17 protein-coding genes and 4 pseudogenes are annotated in these 17,001 nt (G+C 68.3%); 7 read left to right on the forward strand and 14 right to left on the reverse strand.

Features of this window, described 5'->3' with window-relative positions:
* The coding region (locus GJ632_RS09710; RefSeq protein WP_197427956.1) for a YhjD/YihY/BrkB family envelope integrity protein at nucleotides 1-526 on the forward strand (526 nt) is incomplete at its 5' end.
* A 44-nt stretch (nucleotides 527-570) separates the two neighbouring features.
* Here the strand turns inward: GJ632_RS09710 and GJ632_RS09715 are convergent.
* The 6 genes from GJ632_RS09715 to hemB all read right to left on the reverse strand — a co-directional run bounded on the left by GJ632_RS09715 (nucleotide 571) and on the right by hemB (nucleotide 6,386).
* Entirely contained in the window at nucleotides 571-1,908 is a 1,338-nt protein-coding gene (locus GJ632_RS09715; protein ID WP_191452809.1) for a glutamate-1-semialdehyde 2,1-aminomutase, read from the reverse strand.
* Nucleotides 1,909-1,973: 65 nt separating this feature from the next.
* Complete coding sequence (locus GJ632_RS09720) at nucleotides 1,974-2,690, reverse strand: CPBP family intramembrane glutamic endopeptidase (protein WP_343161114.1); 717 nt, start codon at nucleotides 2,688-2,690, stop codon at nucleotides 1,974-1,976.
* 100 nt (nucleotides 2,691-2,790) lie between these two features.
* Nucleotides 2,791-3,159, reverse strand: coding sequence for a P-II family nitrogen regulator (locus tag GJ632_RS09725; protein ID WP_191452810.1), 369 nt, complete (start codon nucleotides 3,157-3,159; stop codon nucleotides 2,791-2,793).
* 221 nt (nucleotides 3,160-3,380) lie between these two features.
* On the reverse strand, nucleotides 3,381-3,737 hold the full coding sequence (locus GJ632_RS09730) for a P-II family nitrogen regulator (RefSeq protein WP_089803879.1): 357 nt from the start codon (nucleotides 3,735-3,737) through the stop codon (nucleotides 3,381-3,383).
* Nucleotides 3,734-5,113, reverse strand: coding sequence for an ammonium transporter (locus tag GJ632_RS09735; RefSeq protein ID WP_191452811.1), 1,380 nt, complete (start codon nucleotides 5,111-5,113; stop codon nucleotides 3,734-3,736). The genes GJ632_RS09730 and GJ632_RS09735 overlap by 4 nt, the downstream gene beginning before the upstream one ends.
* 292 nt (nucleotides 5,114-5,405) lie before the next feature.
* Nucleotides 5,406-6,386 carry a porphobilinogen synthase gene (gene hemB, locus GJ632_RS09740; protein WP_191452812.1) on the reverse strand — a complete coding sequence of 327 codons (981 nt, stop codon included), beginning with the start codon at nucleotides 6,384-6,386 and terminating at the stop codon, nucleotides 5,406-5,408.
* Nucleotides 6,387-6,513: 127 nt separating this feature from the next.
* Here hemB and GJ632_RS09745 point away from each other — a divergent pair, with 127 nt between their 5' ends.
* Complete coding sequence (locus GJ632_RS09745) at nucleotides 6,514-7,029, forward strand: DedA family protein (RefSeq protein ID WP_089803881.1); 516 nt, start codon at nucleotides 6,514-6,516, stop codon at nucleotides 7,027-7,029.
* A 224-nt stretch (nucleotides 7,030-7,253) separates the two neighbouring features.
* On the opposite strand, the pseudogene GJ632_RS25335 reads toward GJ632_RS09745, so the two are convergent.
* Together GJ632_RS25335 and GJ632_RS09750 are read right to left on the reverse strand one after the other, a co-directional pair.
* Nucleotides 7,254-7,417 (reverse strand): annotated as a pseudogene (locus GJ632_RS25335) (DUF6757 family protein).
* A 65-nt stretch (nucleotides 7,418-7,482) separates the two neighbouring features.
* Entirely contained in the window at nucleotides 7,483-8,313 is an 831-nt protein-coding gene (locus GJ632_RS09750; RefSeq protein WP_343161115.1) for a PHP domain-containing protein, read from the reverse strand.
* Nucleotides 8,314-8,452: 139 nt separating this feature from the next.
* On the opposite strand from GJ632_RS09750, the gene GJ632_RS09755 reads away from it, so the two are divergent.
* Nucleotides 8,453-8,737 (forward strand): DUF2795 domain-containing protein, encoded by a 285-nt coding sequence (locus GJ632_RS09755; RefSeq protein WP_089803883.1) that lies wholly within the window; start codon nucleotides 8,453-8,455, stop codon nucleotides 8,735-8,737.
* On the opposite strand, the gene GJ632_RS09760 is transcribed toward GJ632_RS09755, so the two are convergent.
* Complete coding sequence (locus tag GJ632_RS09760; RefSeq protein WP_089803884.1) at nucleotides 8,734-9,723, reverse strand: DUF5784 family protein; 990 nt, start codon at nucleotides 9,721-9,723, stop codon at nucleotides 8,734-8,736. The two genes, GJ632_RS09755 and GJ632_RS09760, sit on opposite strands and share 4 nt — an antisense overlap.
* A 100-nt stretch (nucleotides 9,724-9,823) precedes the next feature.
* Between GJ632_RS09760 and GJ632_RS22050 the strand changes: the two genes are divergently transcribed.
* Nucleotides 9,824-9,997 carry a DUF5786 family protein gene (locus tag GJ632_RS22050; protein ID WP_143105085.1) on the forward strand — a complete coding sequence of 58 codons (174 nt, stop codon included), beginning with the start codon at nucleotides 9,824-9,826 and terminating at the stop codon, nucleotides 9,995-9,997.
* A gap of 4 nt (nucleotides 9,998-10,001) precedes the next feature.
* On the opposite strand, the gene GJ632_RS09765 is transcribed toward GJ632_RS22050, so the two are convergent.
* The 3 genes and pseudogenes from GJ632_RS09765 to GJ632_RS09775 form a co-directional block, all read right to left on the reverse strand.
* Nucleotides 10,002-10,727: a hypothetical protein gene (locus GJ632_RS09765; RefSeq protein WP_089803885.1), complete on the reverse strand. Its 726-nt coding sequence runs from the start codon at nucleotides 10,725-10,727 to the stop codon at nucleotides 10,002-10,004.
* Complete coding sequence (locus GJ632_RS09770) at nucleotides 10,728-11,801, reverse strand: NAD(P)H-binding protein (protein ID WP_191452814.1); 1,074 nt, start codon at nucleotides 11,799-11,801, stop codon at nucleotides 10,728-10,730.
* A gap of 71 nt (nucleotides 11,802-11,872) precedes the next feature.
* Nucleotides 11,873-12,744, reverse strand: a pseudogene (locus tag GJ632_RS09775) (YkgJ family cysteine cluster protein).
* A 168-nt stretch (nucleotides 12,745-12,912) separates the two neighbouring features.
* Between GJ632_RS09775 and GJ632_RS09780 the strand changes: the two are divergent.
* From GJ632_RS09780 to GJ632_RS09790, 3 genes and pseudogenes are all read left to right on the forward strand, one after another.
* Nucleotides 12,913-13,116, forward strand: a complete 204-nt coding sequence (locus GJ632_RS09780) for a hypothetical protein (protein WP_089806916.1) — start codon at nucleotides 12,913-12,915, stop codon at nucleotides 13,114-13,116.
* 124 nt (nucleotides 13,117-13,240) lie between these two features.
* Nucleotides 13,241-15,096 (forward strand): annotated as a pseudogene (locus GJ632_RS09785) (helicase C-terminal domain-containing protein).
* A 357-nt stretch (nucleotides 15,097-15,453) separates the two neighbouring features.
* Nucleotides 15,454-15,645 (forward strand): UPF0175 family protein, encoded by a 192-nt coding sequence (locus tag GJ632_RS09790; protein ID WP_089803889.1) that lies wholly within the window; start codon nucleotides 15,454-15,456, stop codon nucleotides 15,643-15,645.
* A gap of 18 nt (nucleotides 15,646-15,663) precedes the next feature.
* On the opposite strand, the gene GJ632_RS09795 is transcribed toward GJ632_RS09790, so the two are convergent.
* Both GJ632_RS09795 and GJ632_RS09800 read right to left on the reverse strand, forming a co-directional pair.
* Entirely contained in the window at nucleotides 15,664-16,794 is a 1,131-nt protein-coding gene (locus GJ632_RS09795) for a 60S ribosomal export protein NMD3 (protein WP_089803890.1), read from the reverse strand.
* Between the two features lie 79 nt (nucleotides 16,795-16,873).
* A pseudogene (locus tag GJ632_RS09800) lies at nucleotides 16,874-17,001 on the reverse strand (phosphoribosyltransferase); the annotation flags it as partial.

Raw genomic sequence — 17,001 nt, forward strand, 5'->3', positions numbered from 1 at the left:
GGACGGGGCGGGTGCGAGAGGGGCGACGCTCCTCGCCGTCGCGTCCTCCTGTGGAGCGGAGCAACGTCACCGTCGGCTTCCGGTCGGCCGTCGACGCGCGGAGGGCGGCGTCGCGTCGTCGCTCACGGGGCGACTCCGAGACGGTGTCTGCATCCTCGGGTCGCTCGTCCTCGCGGTGGCCGTCATCGTCGCCACGAGCGCGCTGTTCTCGATATTCCCGACGGGACGGGTCGTCGAGGCGGCGACGCTCGCCGCCCTCCTCGCGGCGCTGACCGCCGTCTTCCTCCCCCTCTACTACGCTCCGTCCCGCCGCGTCACGTCGCTCCGCGGGGCGCTTCCGGGGGCCGTGACCGCCGCCGTCTGTTGGACCGCCATGCTCGCCGTCGTCCACGTCTACGCGGTCAACGCGGACCGCTACGCCGTCTACGGCGTCGTCAGCGGCATCGTCATCGTCCTCACGAGCCTCTACGTCGGCGCACTCGTCCTCCTCGTCGGCGTCGTCGTCAACGCGACGGTGGCCGAGTAGGCGGGGTAGTTCCTCCTCCGGTCCGTCGTCCCTCTTCCGCCCGACTACAGCGCCTCTTTGTACGCTTCGAGCGTCGTCTCGATGTCCTCGTCGGTGTGCGCGTAGGAGACGAACTGCGACTCGAACTGGTTGGCGGTGAGGAAGACGCCGCGCTCTTTCATCTCCTGCCAGAAGATGCGCTCCCAGCGTTCGGTCTCCGCGTCGGCCACGTCCGCGCCGTTCTTCGGGCAGTAGTCGTAGCGCGGGCAGTCCTCGCGCTGTTCGCACCCCGCGGGACAGCAACCGTCGAGGTCGGACGGCCCCTCGCGCGTGAACACGGTCTTGAACATCGAGTCGGTACCGACGACGGTGTACGCGGGCGCCTGGTCCTCCACGACGTCGGTGAGTCCGCGGCGGAGTTTCTCGCCGAGGCGGTTCACGTGGTCGTACACGTCGTTCTCGGCGGCGTACTTCAGCGACTCGTAGCCGGCGGCCATCGTCACCGGGTGGCCAGAGAACGTCCCCGACTGGAACACGTCGCCGGCGGGTGTGAACTGTTCGAGTATCTCGGATTTGCCGCCGATTGCGCCGACGGGGAAGCCGCCGCCGACTATCTTCCCGAACGTCGTCACGTCGGGCGTGACGCCGAACTTCCCCTGCGCGCACTGCAGGCCGCCGACGCGGAACCCGGTGATGACCTCGTCGAATATCAGCAGCGACCCGTGCGCTTCGGTCAGGTCGCGGAGGTGTTCGAGGTAGCCGTCCACGGGCAGCACGATGCCGTTGTTGCCGAGGATGGGTTCGGTGAGGACGGCGGCGACGTCGTCGCCGTGTTCCTCGAACACTTCGGAAATCGCCTCGGCGTCGTTGAACGGCACCGGAATCGTGTGCTGGGCGAACGACTCGGGGATACCGCGCGTGCTCGGGTGGACGTCGCCGGGTTCGCCCTCGACGAGCGTGGACTCCTGCGCGCCGTGGTAGCCGCCCTGCATGACGACTATCTTGTCGCGGCCGGTGTAGCCGCGGGCGAGACGGACGGCCGAGACGGTGGCCTCGGTGCCGGAGTTGACGAAGCGGGTCATCTCCACCGAGGGGACGTGGCGGGCGACGAACTCCGCGAGTTCGACCTCGACTTCGGTCGGCGCGCCGTACATCGGGCCGTCGGAGGCGTGCGACTGGACGGCCGCGCGGACCGGGTCGGGCATGTCGTGCCCGTAGAGGAGGGGGCCGTAGCCCATCACGTAGTCGAGGTAGCGGTTCCCGTCGGCGTCGACGACGTGGGCGCCGTCGCCGCGTTCGACGAAGAACGGATACGGTCGCGTCGCGCGGACCGAGGAGTTCACGCCGCCGGGGATGACCGACAGCGCTCGGTCGTACAGGTCCCGGGACTCGTCGTGGTTCATGCGCGGAGCGTTGGCGGGGTACGAAAAAAGAAGTACGGGGTTCGGCCGTCGAACCCCGGCGCGACCTACTGTTCGCCCTCCAACCAGCGGACGACCGACGGCGTCTCCTCGTCGTCGTCCTCCTCCTCTATCGGCGCGTAGCGGTCGGCGACGACCAGTCCGACGGCGTCGTTCAGCGCGTGGATGGCGATGAGGGCGGGTAACGAGCGGAACCAGAGGTACAGCAGGGTGGTGACGAGCGCCGGTTGGGCGATGCGGAGGACGGCCTGCCGGTCCCACGTCTCGCCGAGGTGACCGAGCGTGAACGCGACGAAGGAGACGACGCCGGCCAGCGGGAGGCTCCCCGTGAGGGCGGTGATTCGCTCGACCGCGTAGCCGTGGTACGGTATCTCCTCGGTCACGCCCGCCGTCACGGCGACGAACAGGCGTTCCGACAGGGACAGCGACGCGAACGAGCCGATGCCTCGCGCGAGACTCTCGCCGCCGTCGCCGACGCGGGACCACAGCGGAGCGAGAAGCAGGTTCGTCCCCAGCATCACCGCGAGTCCGCTGCTCACCTGCCAGACGAACAGCCACGGCGACCCGACGCGCCACCCGATGGAGGCGAACGTCTTCCCCTCGGCGGCGACGACGAGGACGATGACGGCGGGGACGACCCACTTCCAGGCGTGTTCGGCGAGTGTGCCGCCGGACAGGTCGAACCGCTCGCGGAGTCGGTGTAGCAACTCGAAGCCGACGAGCGCGACCACGAGTCCGACGGCGGTGACCGGCGTCAGTTCCACGTTCGCTCACGGGATGGGGGAACGCTTGGGTCTTTTCGTCTCTCACGACCTCCGCGGGCGTCCGTCGTCGGCCGCGTCCTGCGACGACCGACCGACCGGCTCAGACCGCGTCGCGGCCGGTCTTCCCGGTGCGGACCTGGACGGCGTCGTCGACGGGGAGGACGAACACCTTCCCGTCGCCGGGGTCGCCCGTGCGCGCCGCGTCGGCGATGGCGTCCGCCACGTCCGCGGCGGGAACGTCGGCGACGACGCACTCTACCTTGACCTTCTGGTGGAGGTCGACGGTGTACTCCTCGCCGCGCCACTGACTCTTCGTGGCGGGTTGGGAGCCGCGGCCGGAGACGTTCGTCACCGTCAGCGACGGCGCGCCGACGTCGGCCAGCGCGCGCTTCACCTCGGAGAGCTTGTCGGGCCGGACGACGGCCATGACCAGCTTTATCTCGCCGTCGTTCGGCAGGTCAGCGCTCATGGCTCACTCGTCCTCCTCTACCGTGGTAGTCTTTTGCACCCGTCCGCCCCCCACTATCGGCTAGCAGTCGAAGCCAGACGGAACGTACTCTGCCGTCCCACAGCCGTCGCCAAAATCCGCTGCGCGCGTCGTCTCAGAAACGTATCGAAACCCCCGACGAGCAGTTCCGGTCGGTTCGGTCGGTTCGGCCGTGCGGGCGACGCCGTCCCCGTGCGCGGGACCTACACCGCGTCCATCCCCTCCTTTCCGGTGCGGACCTGCACGGCGCTGTCGACGGGGAGGACGAACACCTTTCCGTCACCCGGTTCGCCGGTGTGCGCCGCCTCGCGGATGGCCTCCACCACGTCGTCGGCGGGGATGTCGGCGACGATGCACTCTACCTTGACCTTCTGGTGGAGGTCGACGGTGTACTCCTCGCCGCGCCACTGACCCTTCTTGGCGGGTTGAGAGCCGCGGCCGGAGACGTTCGTCACCGTCAGCGACGGCGCGCCGACTTCGGCCAGACCGCGCTTCACGTCGGCGAGTTTGTCCGGGCGGATGACCGCCATGACCATCTTGATCCCGTCGTTGTCGCTCATTCGTCGTCACCTCCGCTCACCGCACCGCCGTCGGTCCGCACGTTCGACCCGCCGTCGGCCATCGGGCTCTCGCCGTCGGCGACGAACTCGGGGTAGACGGAGACGCCGTGTTCGCCGAGGTCCAGTCCCTCGGCCTCTTCGCCTTCGGAGACGCGCAGTCCGACCGTGAGGTCGAGGGCGTACAGCACGACCCCCGAGGCGGCGACGGTCCAGGCGGCGATGACGACGACGCCGAGGACCTGCAGTAGCAGCTGGTTCACCGAGAACCCGCCGACCGCGAACACGGGGATGAGCGCCGTCCCCACCGCGCCGGCGACGCCGTGCACCGCGAAGACGCCACAGACGTCGTCGACCTTCAGCGTGTCCACCGTGAAGCGGAACGCGGGCAGGACGAGGAAGCCACCGAGGCCGCCGAGGAGCGCGCCACCCCACCACGTCACGTGCGGGACCGCGCCCGTGACCGCCACGAGACCGGCCAGCAGTCCGTTCGCCGTCCAGAGCGGGTCGGGTTTGCCCTGGTAGCGGGCGGACATGAGCATCGCCATCGCACCGCCGGCGCCCATGCCGAGGGTGGTGACGAGGGCGACGCGACCGAGCGCCGCGCCCATGAACGTCAGGCTCCCGTCGTCGCCGACGGCGAGGATGGTCGCCTGCGTGCCGACGTTGAAGCCGTACCAGCCGAACGCGAGGATGAACGTCCCGAGGACGGCCAGCAGCATCGAGTGACCCGGGATGGGTTGGCTCTCGCCGTTCGCGTCGTAGCGTCCCTTGCGCGCGCCGACCATCTTCGCGGCGACCAGACCGGCCACCCCACCGCACATGTGGACGACCGTCGCGCCGGCGAAGTCGAGGTAGCCCGTGCCGAGGATGCTCCCGAGGTATCCGCCGCTCTCCGGGCCGGCGAGCAGGCCGCCGCCCCACGTGAAGCCGACGACCACGGGGTAGATGATGGCCACCATCAGTACCGTGAACAGGACGTACGCGTCGAAGTCCATGCGCTCGGCGACGGCGCCGGAGACGATGGTCGCGGCTGTCATGGCGAACACCGCGCCGAACAACCAGCCGATCCACGCCGTCGGGTCGTTGACGTACGCGAACGCGCTGGCGACACTGAACGACCCGGAGGAGGTCAGCCCGCCCACGATGGTCGCGACCCCCGCACCCACGACGAAGTAGGTGAGCGTGCCGAGTATCCAGTCGTTCATGTTCTTCATCAGGACGTTCCCGACGTTCTTCGCGCGGACCTGCCCCGCCTCGAGGAGGGCGAAGCCGGGCTGCATGAAGAAGATGAGGAACGTCACGACCAGCACCCAGACGTTGTTGACGCCCGACGCGATGGTCGAGGCGTCGGCCTGCAGGAGGACGCTCACGACCATCCCTCCGCCGATGGACAACCGTCTATTATTTCGCCCACTTCCGCTTCGTTTGTGCTCATATTCACGCGAGAGAGTCATGGGAAAGAACTACATAAGTGTGTGTGGCCAAATTGTCCATTTATGGGGTCCGTTATTGGACGTGCGGCCGATTTAGGTAACAATATAATGGGTATAAGGGAAACTACTGTCCGATTCGACCACTGACTGTCCAAGATATCTGGACGTACGTTCACGCAAAATCTGCCGAACCGGACGAATCGGCTCGCGCGCGGCCGGCCGGTAACGAGCGACTTCAGAGCGCCGCGGCGACGTCCTCGGCGAAGTAGGTGAGGATCAGGTCCGCCCCCGCCCGCTTCATCGCGAGGAGCGATTCGAGCGCCGTCGCTTCGAGGTCCAGCCACCCCTTCTCCGCGGCGGCGTGAATCATCGCGTACTCGCCGGAGACGTTGTAGGCGGCGACGGGGTGGTCGAACTCCTCGCGCACGGCGCGGACGATGTCGAGGTACGCCAGCGCCGGTTTCACCATCAACACGTCCGCGCCCTGTTCGACGTCGAGTCGCACCTCGCGCAGGGCCTCCCGCCCGTTCGCGGGGTCCATCTGGTAGTGCCGCCGGTCGCCGAACGCGGGCGCGCCGTCGGCGGCGTCGCGGAACGGCCCGTAGAAGGCGCTCTCGTACTTCGCGGCGTAGGACATGACGGGGACGCTCTCGTGCCCATCGGCGTCCAACGCCTCCCGAATCGCGCCGACCATGCCGTCGGTCATCGAACTCGGCGCGACCATGTCCGCGCCTGCCCGCGCGTGCGAGACGGCCGTCTTCGCCAGCAGTTCGAGCGTCTCGTCGTTCTTCACGGTCAGCGTCGGGTCCGTCTCGGCCTCGTCCTCGACGACGCCGCAGTGGCCGTGGCTGGTGTACTCACAGAGGCAGACGTCCGTGACGACGTACGCGTCCGTCGCCGCCGTCACGCGCCGCGTGGCCTCCTGGACGACGCCGTCCTCGGCCCACGCGCGGGTCCCGCGTTCGTCCTTCGACTCGGGGATGCCGAACAGCATCACCGCCTCGACGCCGGTGTCGAGAACCTCTTGGACGCGCGCGACGGCCTCCGAGACGGGGACGCGTTCGTGCCCCGGCATCGACTCGATTTCGACCCGTTCGTCCGTCGTGGCGTCCACGAAGACGGGCGCGAGGAGGTCCGTCGACGAGAGGTTCGTCTCGCTGACGAGCGACCGGATGCCGTCTGTCCGCAGGCGTCGCGGGCGGTCGGTGAGGTTCATACGCGCCGTTCGAACCGCACCGGAAAAACCACGTCGCTCCCGGCGGTTCGGGGCGCGTTCGGGCGCTCACTCCGGTGCGGACGACAGAGCGAAACTGGTTTCAACGACTCGGGGATACACCCTCTCGATGCAGTCTGCCCTCCAAGTGGCTCAGATGCCGGACGAACTGCAGGCCCTGTTGAACTCCGAGTGGGCCTACGTCGTCCTGTTCGGCGTGTTCCTCTTGGAGGGGGCGATGCTGATGTACTTCATGCCGAGCGAACTCATCGTCCCGGCGTCTCTCGTCCTCCTCGGCACCGACGCCGCCGCCCCCGTCATCGGCGTCGCCGTCGTCGGCGCTACCATCGGCCAGTACGGCCTGTTCAAAGTCGCTCAACGCGGCGGCCGGGAGTACCTCCTCCAGAAGCGGTGGTTCAAGATCAGCGAGTCGAAACTGAACAAGTTCGACGGCTGGTTCGAGCGCTGGGGTCCCGTCGTCGTCCCCGTCAGCAACTCCTTCCTGTTCACGCGCGGGATGCTCACCGTCCCCGCCGGGTTCGCCGAGATGGACGACAAGAAGTTCGTCGCCCTCTCGGCGGTGGGCACGCTCTCGTTCGAGGTGTTACTGGCGGCACTGTTCCTCTACTTCGACACGCTGTTGTGACGGCGACGAGCGAGATGCCGGTCAGAAACGCGTCGGTTTCCCCGTCAGCTCCCGTCAGTCGTTCGGTCGATTTCTACTCGACGTCGACCGCGTCCTCGTTCATACAAGATTCACTCGGTGCGGTCAATGTCTGTTCGATATCGACCGCGTCCTCGTTCGCACGAGGCTCACTCGGTGCGATCAATGTCTGTTCGATATCGACCGCGTCCTCGTTCGCACGAGGCTCACTCGGTGCGGTCGATATCGATTTGCTCCCGCAGGCGGCGAGTTCCTCGGAGTCGGCGAGTTCCTCGACACGCTCTCGGAAGTGCCGTTCGCAGAGACCCACCTTTATCCCGTCCTTCTCGGCGGCGTACGCGGCGTCTCGGTCGCAGTAGTGGCACTTCATACAACCCCTTCGGGCTTCACCTGATTTAACTCTACGCTCCCGGTTATCGGCGACGAGAGTCCGCGTCAGACGCCCGGCACGCGCGCGGCGAACGCGGCGAACGACTCCGCGTCGGGACCGGCCACGCCGAGCGTTCTGTCGTGCGCGTCGCTCCCGCCGGTCAGGAGCAGGTCGTTCTCGGCGGCGACGCGTTCGACCAGTTCGCCGTCCGCCGCCGCCGCACTCCCCTCGCCGTAGGGATAGAATCGCTCGACTGCGTCGAGGTCGGCGGCGCGGTCCAGCGCCGCCTCGGGGTCCGGGTACCGAAACGGGTGCGCGAGGCCGACGACGGCGCACGACTCCCGCAGGGCCGCCACGCCCGTCTCGAAGTCCGGGACGTACCGCTGGACGTAGCAGGGGCCGTCGTTCCCGATGAGGTGTTCGAACGCCCCCTCGTAGTCGTACGGGGCGTCGCTCTCGTCGATGGCGCGGGCGACGTTCGGCCGGCCGATGCCCTCGCGCAGTTCGACGTCGAGTTCCACGCCCAGATGCGACTCGACGCGTTCGACCATCTTCCGGCCGCGTTCCTTCCGGTCGGTCTGGATTCGCTCGGTCACCGCGCGGAGCGTCTCGGTGTCGCGGACCCCGTAGCCGAGGAGGTCCAGTCGCTGTGCGGGCGTCTCGACGCGCAGTTCGACGCCGCGTATCACCGTCACGCCGTCGCGTTCGGTCACGGGAGCGTCGAGGGACGGGTGGACCCGGTCGTGGTCGGTCACCGCCACCACGTCGATGCCGGCCGCCGCCGCCGCCGCGGGGAGTTCGGGCACCGTCAGGACGCCGTCCGACGCCGTCGTGTGGAGGTGGAGGTCCGCTACGGGCCGTCCCTCGTCGCCGTCGCCGTTCCGGTCTCGAGTCACGACTGGGCCTCCGCGGCCGCCCGGGAAAGCGTTTTCGTCCCGACCTTGTATGTAATATATTGTTGTATAAGGTCCTTTATGTGTAAAATCACGATAATGGAAAACCATTAAGAATAGTGCTCGGGTAGGACTGCCTGTAATGCGCCTGAACCGAACCGACGAAGTCATCGACGCCCACGAGTTCCCCGCGACCACCGAAGAACTCATCGAGGCGTTCGGCGACCAGACCATCGAACACCCCAACGGCAGCGAACGACTCGCGGACGTGCTCGCCCGCGCGGGGTTCGAGACGTACACCTGCGCCGACGATGCGCGGAACGCCCTCCTCTGCGGCATGGGCCACGAGGCCATCGGCCGCCGCTACTACAGCGACCGAGACGTCTCTACCTTCGGCGAAGACGGCCCGCAGCAAGTCTCCTTCTAGAACGGGACGTCGAGGGGAACGCTTCCTTTCGTGTAGCCCTCGAATCGACCGTCCGGCCGGACGCGGAAGACGACGGCCGGCCGATGGTGAACCTCCGGTTTCTCGGCGTGGACGGACCGCCACTCGTCGTCCGGGAACGACGAGCAGTCCACGAACAGGACGACGCCGCCGCCGTGTTCCTGCAACTGCCCGCCGGACTTCGTCTCGGCGGTGTCGCGCACGGCGGCGACGGGCGTCCCGGCGCTTCGCTTGCTCGTCGGTAGCGGCCGCGTCACCTCGACGAGGGTACCCTCGCCGTTCCGGGAGGCCCGGTAGTCGATGGCGTGCCCGGTGGTGACGTCTATCTCGGGGACGATGTCGTAGCCCGCGTCCACGAGGAACTTGCCGGCGTTGAACTCGCCCATCGCGGCGGTCATCCGCGTCAGGTCGAGGTACTCCGAGGTACCCAGTTTCCCGGCCATCACCTCTCGGTCGTCGTCGAGGACGCCCGTCGCGAGGAACTCCTCGTAGAAGGACAACGCCTCGTCGCGCGTCGCGTCGGGGAAGCCGGCGGCGTGGTCGTCGAAGAACGACCGGGTCGTCTCCCGGCCGTCCTTCGAGAGGAAGACGGGGAGGAAGAACCACGAGAGGTGGGGGTAGGGTTCGAGCCACGGCGACTCCTCGTGCAGTTGGGCGGTCAGTTCGCGCGTCACCCACCGCGAGACGTCGTCGGGGACCTCTGTGAATCCCTTCTTGTCCGTCCGCCAGAGCGTCTCGGGCGTCTCGGTGTTCCCCATCCAGTAGGCGACGTCGTCGTTCCAGAGAAACAGGGCAACGTCTCCGTTGTCCATCTCGAACCGCGCCGCGTCGAAGCCGTCCGGGGGTTTGAACCAGGGCGTCTCCCACGTCGCGCCGAGGTTCGAGTCGAGGTCGTCGTAAATGTCGCGCCGGACGCGGGTCTCGTCCCACCGTCCCGGCGCGTAGCGAAATCGCAGAGGGCGTGCCACACGCCCAGTTATCGGTGAACGGGTATATCGGTTCCGCGTCGATGGCCGCGTATGTCACCGATAATTATATGTGAGTAAGCTTCACAAGGTAAACTGTAACATGTCAATGGGTGCCTACGACGAAGACGAACACGAGCGCCGAGAGCGGAAGAACGGCTCGGTCGACACGACGTTCGACGACGACCGAACGGTGTACCACGGGGAGGTCACCTACGACTCCGGCGACTCCGCGGAAGCACTCCTCGACAAGTTCCGCGAGATGAAGGGGAACTAGCCAGTCACTCGATTCTCACCGTCACCGCCGCGACTGTCGAGACGACAGTGACGGCGACGACGTGGCCCGCCACGGCGAGCAGCAGCACTTGCTGGTCGAGGATGAACGGGACGAGTGCGAGTTGGGCGACGCCGAAGACGACGTTCCAGCCGTCGGCGACGCGGAGCGTCCGCGCCGTCGCGGGGTCGACGGTGTAGCGCCACGACCCCCACAGCGAGACGATGGCGGCCCACCACGACGTTCCGATGCGGTAGCAGAGGTCCCACAGGACCAGGAGCGCCAGGTAGACGACGACGACGGGCGGTTCCGCGCCGAACAGCGACGTGAACAGCGCCGACCCGCCCTGACGGGTGTCGTAGACGAACAGGTGCGTCACGAGGGCGACGAACGCGAGGACGCCGAGGACCACCTCGATGCTCGATCCGAACAGGAGGCGCGTGTACGCCTCGGGGAGGTTCGTCTCCCGCGTCGTGCGGCCCATCCGGAGCATCACGACGCTCCCGACGGCGGCGACGCCGACGGCGATGGTACCGGGCACGACGGCCTCCCAGAGGTCGTACGCCCACGCGAAGAAGAGGACGAACACCTGGAACAGACCGAGTTGTAGGGCGATGGCCTCGCCGTCGGTCAGGTGGATGCCCGGGAGGGCGCCGACGATGCTCTCGTACACCCACGTCTCGCCGAACTGCGTGCGGGAGAGCCTCGTCTCCCGCGAAGCGCGCGGCGCCATTCAGCTGTCGGCCGCGCTCGCGCTCGATTCGGCGTCCGTCTCGCCCTCGCGTTCCGCCCCCTCGTCGGCCGCCCCCTCGACCGTCTCGACGGGCGAGGCGGGCACCGCGTCCTCGGCCGCCTCGTGTTCCCCGAGGGCGCGTTCGACCGACTCGTCGAACGACGTCAACGTCACGTCGACGTACCGCTTGATGCTGTCGTCGCGGACGACGACGGGGTTCTTCAGCCCCTCGATGAGCGGCCGGGCCACCGACGCCGGCACGTCCGTGACGAGGCTGACCCAGTACGAGGAGAGCCGCGGCGTCAACACCGGCACGGAGACGAGGTGCGTCCGGTTCCCGAGATGTTCGCCGACGCGACGCAGCACCTCCCCGTAGGTCAGCACGTCGGGGCCGCCTATCTCGTAGGTCCTGTCGGCCGTCTCCGGCACGTCGAGGACGCCGACGAGGTAGGCCACCACGTCGTCGACGTAGATGGGCTGACACTCCGTGTCGACCCACCGCGGCGTCAGCATCACCGGCAGACGGCCGGCGAGTTGCCGAATCACCTCGAAACTCGCGCTCCCGTCGCCGACGATGATGGCGGCTCGCAGCGTCGTCAGGTCGTAGTCGCCCTCGCCGAGGATGAACTCCACCTCGCGGCGCGACTGCAGGTGCGGCGAGAGGCGGTCCCGCTCCTCGCCGAGGCCCCCGAGGTAGACGACGCGCCGCACGCCCGCCGCCGAGGCGGCGCGCTCGAAGTGCCGGGCGGCCCGCCTGTCGCGTTCCTCGAAGTCCGACCCCGACTGCATCGAGTGGACGAGGTAGTACGCCACCTCGATTCCGAGGGCCGAGAGGCAGTCTGCGAGATTCTCGGCGGTTTCGCCGCCGCCGTCCTCGCTGTCTCCGCCGCCGCCGTCGACGATGCGGTAGTCCGACGCCGTCAACAGGTCGCCTTCGACGACCTGAACCTCCGCGGGCAGGTCCGCGCCCGACGCGTCCCGGGTGAGGGCCGACACCTCGTGCCCGGCGTCGAGGAGGGCGCGGACGAGGCGGCTGCCGACGAATCCGGTCGCGCCCGTCACGAGTACTCTCATGTCGTGTCGATAGGTCGGAACGGTGTTAACAGTTCTCGCTCACGCGGCTCGCAGCGGCCGCCCCGACGAGACTACGCCGCGTCGTCCCACCCGGGCGTCTCCGGCGCGCCGCGGGCGACTTCCACGCTCTCGCCGGCGGGCGCGTCGTCAGCGTCGACGCTCCCGCCGAGTTCGGTCCACGCCTCGACGGCCTCGCCCGCCCACGACGCCGCGTCGAGGACGCTCTCGCGCGCCGCCGCGGCGCGGGACTCGTCCACCTCCGTCGACCCGGGGCGGGACCCGACGGCGACGCCGACGAACGCCGCGCGGTCCGCGTCGGTCAGGTCGCCGCGCCGCATCCGTTCGACCGTCCCCGCGAGTTCGTCGGCGTCGGGGTAGGCGAACAGCTTCGACCCGACGGCGTGCGGCCCGAGGAGCAGGCCGCTCACGTCCGGTGCGTCGGCGTCGAGGAGTCTATCGCCGCCGAACGCCTCCTCGACCCGTTCGCACTCCGACCGCTGGTCGAGGGCGAGATTGTGTCCGGGGTAGTCGGCGCACTCGTCGGGGTACAGGTCGTCGTCGTGGATGCGACACTGCAGCGTCTCGGGGTCGAGGAAGACGCAGGCGTCCAGCCACGTCCGCTCCGTGCCGAACGGCGCGACGGGCTTGGGCGCTTCCGCAGGCCGACGAAGAACGCCGGCCGGTCGCCGACGGCCGCCACTCTGACGCCGTCAACCTCGACGGCGGCGTCCGACTCGTCGTCCGCCACCCACATCCGCGGGACCAGAACGTCGCCGAAGCCGGCCCGCACGAACGCCGCCACCTCGTCGCGCGTCAGCGGCACGAGGTTGTACACGTCGTCCAGCGGTCGCCGCGGGCCGCGACGCTCGTGGTCGGAGGGCGCGGGCGACACCGGGCGCCAGTCGATGCAGCAGCCTGCGCAGCCTTCGCAATCGACGTCCATACCCGTGTGCTACGTTACCGCCGCACAAGAAAGGCCGTCTCGGTCGCACGCGCGGCACCTGCGTCCCGTCGTCGGCGGCCCGGGTCCCGAACCGGGACCGACTCCGCCGCGGGACCGGTGGCCCGGACAGACCGACCACTCTTGTCGTTCGACGCCGTCTCCTCGGACGTGACGAAAGAACCGTGCGACGGCTGTGGGAAGTCCGTCCGTATCGGCGGCGGCATCGGCGACTTCTGGTCGTTCTCGAACGAGTCCACGCAGGGGATCACGCTCGAACTGGAGGACGGCGGCGAGTTCTTCCTCTGCTACGACTGCATCGACCGCCTGCCCGAGGACCGGGCGGTGACGACGGCGGACGTTGAGGGCCTCTGAGACGCGGACGACGCCCGTCACCCCCGCGCCGGCGTCTCGCTCGCTCCCGTCTCCTCACCTCTCCTCCCCCCTCGGCCCCCGCCGGGAGCGAACCTTTTAGGCCGGGTGGGCGACAGTCTCCGACGTGGACCCCGACCGAATCCTGCCGTCGTTTCCGGCCCCCAGTTACCGCGGTGCGCAGGAGGACGCCCTCCGCGACATCCGCGACGCGTTCGCCGACGGGAACGACGTCGTCCTCGTCCGCGCGCCGACGGGGAGCGGAAAGTCGCTCCTCGCGCGGGCCATCGCCGGCGCCGCGCGGACGACGGCGGAGGCGAAGCCGGCGCAGGCGACGGACGCCTACTACACGACGCCGCAGGTGTCGCAGTTGGACGACGTGGCCGAGGACCCCCTGCTCGACGACCTGAGCGTCATCCGCGGCAAGTCCAACTACACCTGCATCCTCAACGGCGAGACGGACACGCCCGTCGACCGGGCGCGTGCGCCAGACAGAAGGGGTTCGACTGCACCGTCAGACACCGGTGTCCGTACTTCTCGGACCGCGCCATCGCCTCCAACCGGAACATCGCGGCGATGACGCTGGCGTACTTCATGCAGACCGCCGGCTCGGACGTGTTCCGCCAGCGCGACGTGGTGGTGATAGACGAGGCGCACGGGCTGGCCGAGTGGGCCGAGATGTACGCCACCATCGACCTGAGCCCCCGCACCGTCCCCGTCTGGGACGACGTGGGCGTCCCCGACGTGACCGCCGCGGACGACCCCCTCGAACGCACCGTCCGGTTCGCCGAAGCCCTGCTGGGCGTCTGCTCGAACGCGAAGGACGAACTCCTGCGGAAGCCCGAACTCACGCCCGAGGAGGCGGCGCGGCGCGACCGGTTGCAGGAACTCCGCTCGGAACTGAAGTGGTTCGTCGAGGACTACCGCGACCCCGAGAGTCCGACGACGTGGGTGGTGGACCAACCCGACGGCGAGGGCGAACCCGTCACGGTGAAACCGCTGGACCCGGCGCGCTACCTGAAACACACCGTCTGGGACCGGGGGAACCGCTTCGCCCTCCTCTCGGCGACGATTCTGAACAAGGAGGCGTTCTGCCGGGGCGTCGGCCTCGACCCCTCGAACGTCGCCCTCGTCGACGTCGAACACACGTTCCCCCTCGAGAACCGGCCGCTGTACGACGTGACGCAGGGGAAGATGACGTACGAACACCGCGACGACACCCTCCCGAAGATCGCTCGCCTCCTCGTCCGACTGATGGCGAAACACCCCGACGAGAAGGGACTCGTCCACTGCCACTCCTACGCCATCCAGTCGGCGTTGCGGAAGCGACTCGCGCAGTTGGGCCTCGGGAACCGCGTCCGCGGCCACGACAAGGCGAACCGCGACGCCGAGTTGGAGTCGTGGAAGGCCTCCTCGGGCGCGGACGTGTTCCTCTCGGTGAAGATGGAGGAGGCCCTCGACCTGCGTGGGGACCTGTGCCGCTGGCAGGTCGTCTGCAAGGCGCCGTACCTCAACACGAACGACTCGCGGGTCGCCCGCCGTCTCGAAGACGGGCAGTGGTCGTGGTACCGGCGCGCGGCGCTCAGAACCGTGATACAGGCCTGCGGCCGCGTCGTCCGCGCGCCGGACGACTACGGCGCGACGTACCTCGCGGACTCCTCGCTCCTGCAGTTGTTCGACCGCACCCGGTCGGAGATGCCCGACTGGTTCGAAGCGCAGGTCGAGGAGATGACGACGCCGGACCTACCCGAGTTCGACCAGGAGGCCGCCGGTGGCCGCGGTCGGTCGTCGGGGTCGCGGTCCTCGGGCACCCGGTCGTCTCTCGGGTCTTCGGGGTCCGCGTCCGGGTCGTCGAACCCGTCTTCGAACGGGTCACGCGGGACCGGTGAGAGCGGCCGAACCGACGGCTCTCGCGGCCGGTCGGACGACGCCGACGACGGCCGGTCGAACCACCCCCTCTCCGACGTCTGGGGCGACGGCTGACTCCCCCGGAGACGACCACCCCCGCTCAGAACAGGAGACTGGCCCCGTACGCGAACGTCGAGCCGATCATCAACACGACGAGTATCAACGCGAGTATCTGCTGTCGGTCCACACCTCTCGTCACCACCCGGGGGATTTCAATCTTTTCGCCTGACCAGTCCGAGTGGCAGCATTTACACCGAACGCAACCGACGGACGGACGTTTACTTAATGATTGTTAACTGCATTATGCGTATGTTCTATTGTATGTCGCATAATGCTCCAATCAACGCATTAATTCCGCCCTACCGTCTCGGTCTGTCAAGCGTCTCACGAAATAGTTAACACCCTCGGGTCTGTCTGTGGGAGCATACGGCCATGCACAATCACGCCCTGACGGCCGCGATGACGCTGTACAAAAGCGGAACGCTGACACTCTCGCAGGCGGCGACCAGAGCGGGTCGCTCCGAGGAGGAACTCGTAGTCGCGCTCCGCCGACACGACATCGACGTCCGGGAAGAAGGGGACCTGACGGCGGCGACGGCGGACAGCCCGGTGCGAGCGGACTAACCGTCGACTCGCGGACCGTTACGCCGACTCGTCGGTCCGTTCGACCATCTCGTCGGGGAGCACGTGGAGTCCGGCGCGACTCTTGAGGACGTGGACCGACCCCGCCTCGTCGTCGAAGTAGTCGGGCCGCGCTATCGTTTTCGACTCGTACGTCTCGGGGTCGAGCACCTGCACCGCGTTCTCGTCTTCGACGGTGACCACCGTCGTCTCCGCGGCGTCCTCGACGGTGCCGACCCGGCGCGCGTCGGGCGTCTCGCCCTCCTCGAACTCCGACTCGTACTTCTCACCGCTGGCGAGGCGGACGCCTTTCAGGTTGCCGCGGACGCTTCGGACCAGCACCGGTCCCTCGTCGTCCTCGGGGTCGATGACGTCGCCCGGCGTGAACTTGGGCAGTCGGACGGCGTAGGTGACGCGGTACACCTCGTTGCCGTCGCCGTCCTCGGTGACGAGCGTCGGGTACTCCTCGAAACTCCCCCCGAGTTCGCGGACGACGTGCTTGGCCACGCCGCCGCCCATCTGGTTCGTGGATATCTTGATGTCGGGGCCGTCGCCGGACTCGGTTATCTCGGAGATGAACGCGTTCCTGTCGCCCGTCTCCTCGCGTTCGGCGATGTACGACTCCGCGATTTCGATGGCTCGCTGCGCCTCCTCCTCCGTCGGGTCGCGGTCCGTCGCCCGAACCTGCACGACGCTGGAGTAGTAGCCGCCGGCGATGCGGCCGCACCGCTTGCACGTCTGCCGCGATATCTTGACCGGCACGGTCACCGTCTCCTCGACGTGCGTGTCGCGGACGAACCCGGTGAACGTGCAGTGCATCCGGATGGTGTTCTGGTCGACCTGCTCGGGTTCGACGCCCCACTGCACGTCCTCGGCGCTCAGGTGGACGCCGAGCGCTTCGGACACCTCCTCGACGGCGACGTCGGTGTAGTCCTTCGCACCCACGTCCACCCATCGGTTCCCCCTGTGGACCGCGCCGCACTGCGAACAGACGCGGACCTCGATGCGGTCTGGCGCGTCCACGAGGTCGAAGTCCTCGAAGTAGCACGCGTCGCAGAGCACCGCGTCTCGGTCGCGGGGCATCCCGGGGAGCGGTTCGGCACGCTCCGGCACGGGGTCCCCACAGCGCGGACAGAAGTCGGCTGAACTCATTCGCCGTCACTAGCGGACGAGCGCGTTTAAGAACGACGGAGTCCGCGTCTCGCGGGCCGTCGCGCCGGACGCGTCCCCGTCACCCCTCCGCGGCCAGATACGTCAACGCCTCCTCGTCGGTCACCTGACCGAAGTCCCGATAGTGGTAGCCGACGGCCGAGAACTGCTCGGGCACCTCCACGACCACCACGTCGTCGGCCTCCTCGC

This window comes from Halogeometricum sp. CBA1124 (assembly GCF_009741955.1).
GTDB lineage: Archaea > Halobacteriota > Halobacteria > Halobacteriales > Haloferacaceae > Halogeometricum > Halogeometricum rufum.

Bases quoted from the DNA above. Each gene is read 5' to 3' on its own strand.
- GJ632_RS09715 (WP_191452809.1), bottom strand. From the start codon at position 1,908: ATGAACCACGACGAGTCCCGGGACCTGTACGACCGAGCGCTGTCGGTC.
- GJ632_RS09725 (WP_191452810.1), bottom strand. From the start codon at position 3,159: ATGAGCGCTGACCTGCCGAACGACGGCGAGATAAAGCTGGTCATGGCC.
- GJ632_RS09730 (WP_089803879.1), bottom strand. From the start codon at position 3,737: ATGAGCGACAACGACGGGATCAAGATGGTCATGGCGGTCATCCGCCCG.
- GJ632_RS09735 (WP_191452811.1), bottom strand. From the start codon at position 5,113: ATGGTCGTGAGCGTCCTCCTGCAGGCCGACGCCTCGACCATCGCGTCG.
- hemB (WP_191452812.1), bottom strand. From the start codon at position 6,386: ATGAACCTCACCGACCGCCCGCGACGCCTGCGGACAGACGGCATCCGG.
- GJ632_RS09745 (WP_089803881.1), top strand. From the start codon at position 6,514: ATGCAGTCTGCCCTCCAAGTGGCTCAGATGCCGGACGAACTGCAGGCC.
- GJ632_RS09755 (WP_089803883.1), top strand. From the start codon at position 8,453: ATGCGCCTGAACCGAACCGACGAAGTCATCGACGCCCACGAGTTCCCC.
- GJ632_RS22050 (WP_143105085.1), top strand. From the start codon at position 9,824: ATGTCAATGGGTGCCTACGACGAAGACGAACACGAGCGCCGAGAGCGG.
- GJ632_RS09765 (WP_089803885.1), bottom strand. From the start codon at position 10,727: ATGGCGCCGCGCGCTTCGCGGGAGACGAGGCTCTCCCGCACGCAGTTC.
- GJ632_RS09770 (WP_191452814.1), bottom strand. From the start codon at position 11,801: ATGAGAGTACTCGTGACGGGCGCGACCGGATTCGTCGGCAGCCGCCTC.
- GJ632_RS09790 (WP_089803889.1), top strand. From the start codon at position 15,454: ATGCACAATCACGCCCTGACGGCCGCGATGACGCTGTACAAAAGCGGA.
- GJ632_RS09795 (WP_089803890.1), bottom strand. From the start codon at position 16,794: ATGAGTTCAGCCGACTTCTGTCCGCGCTGTGGGGACCCCGTGCCGGAG.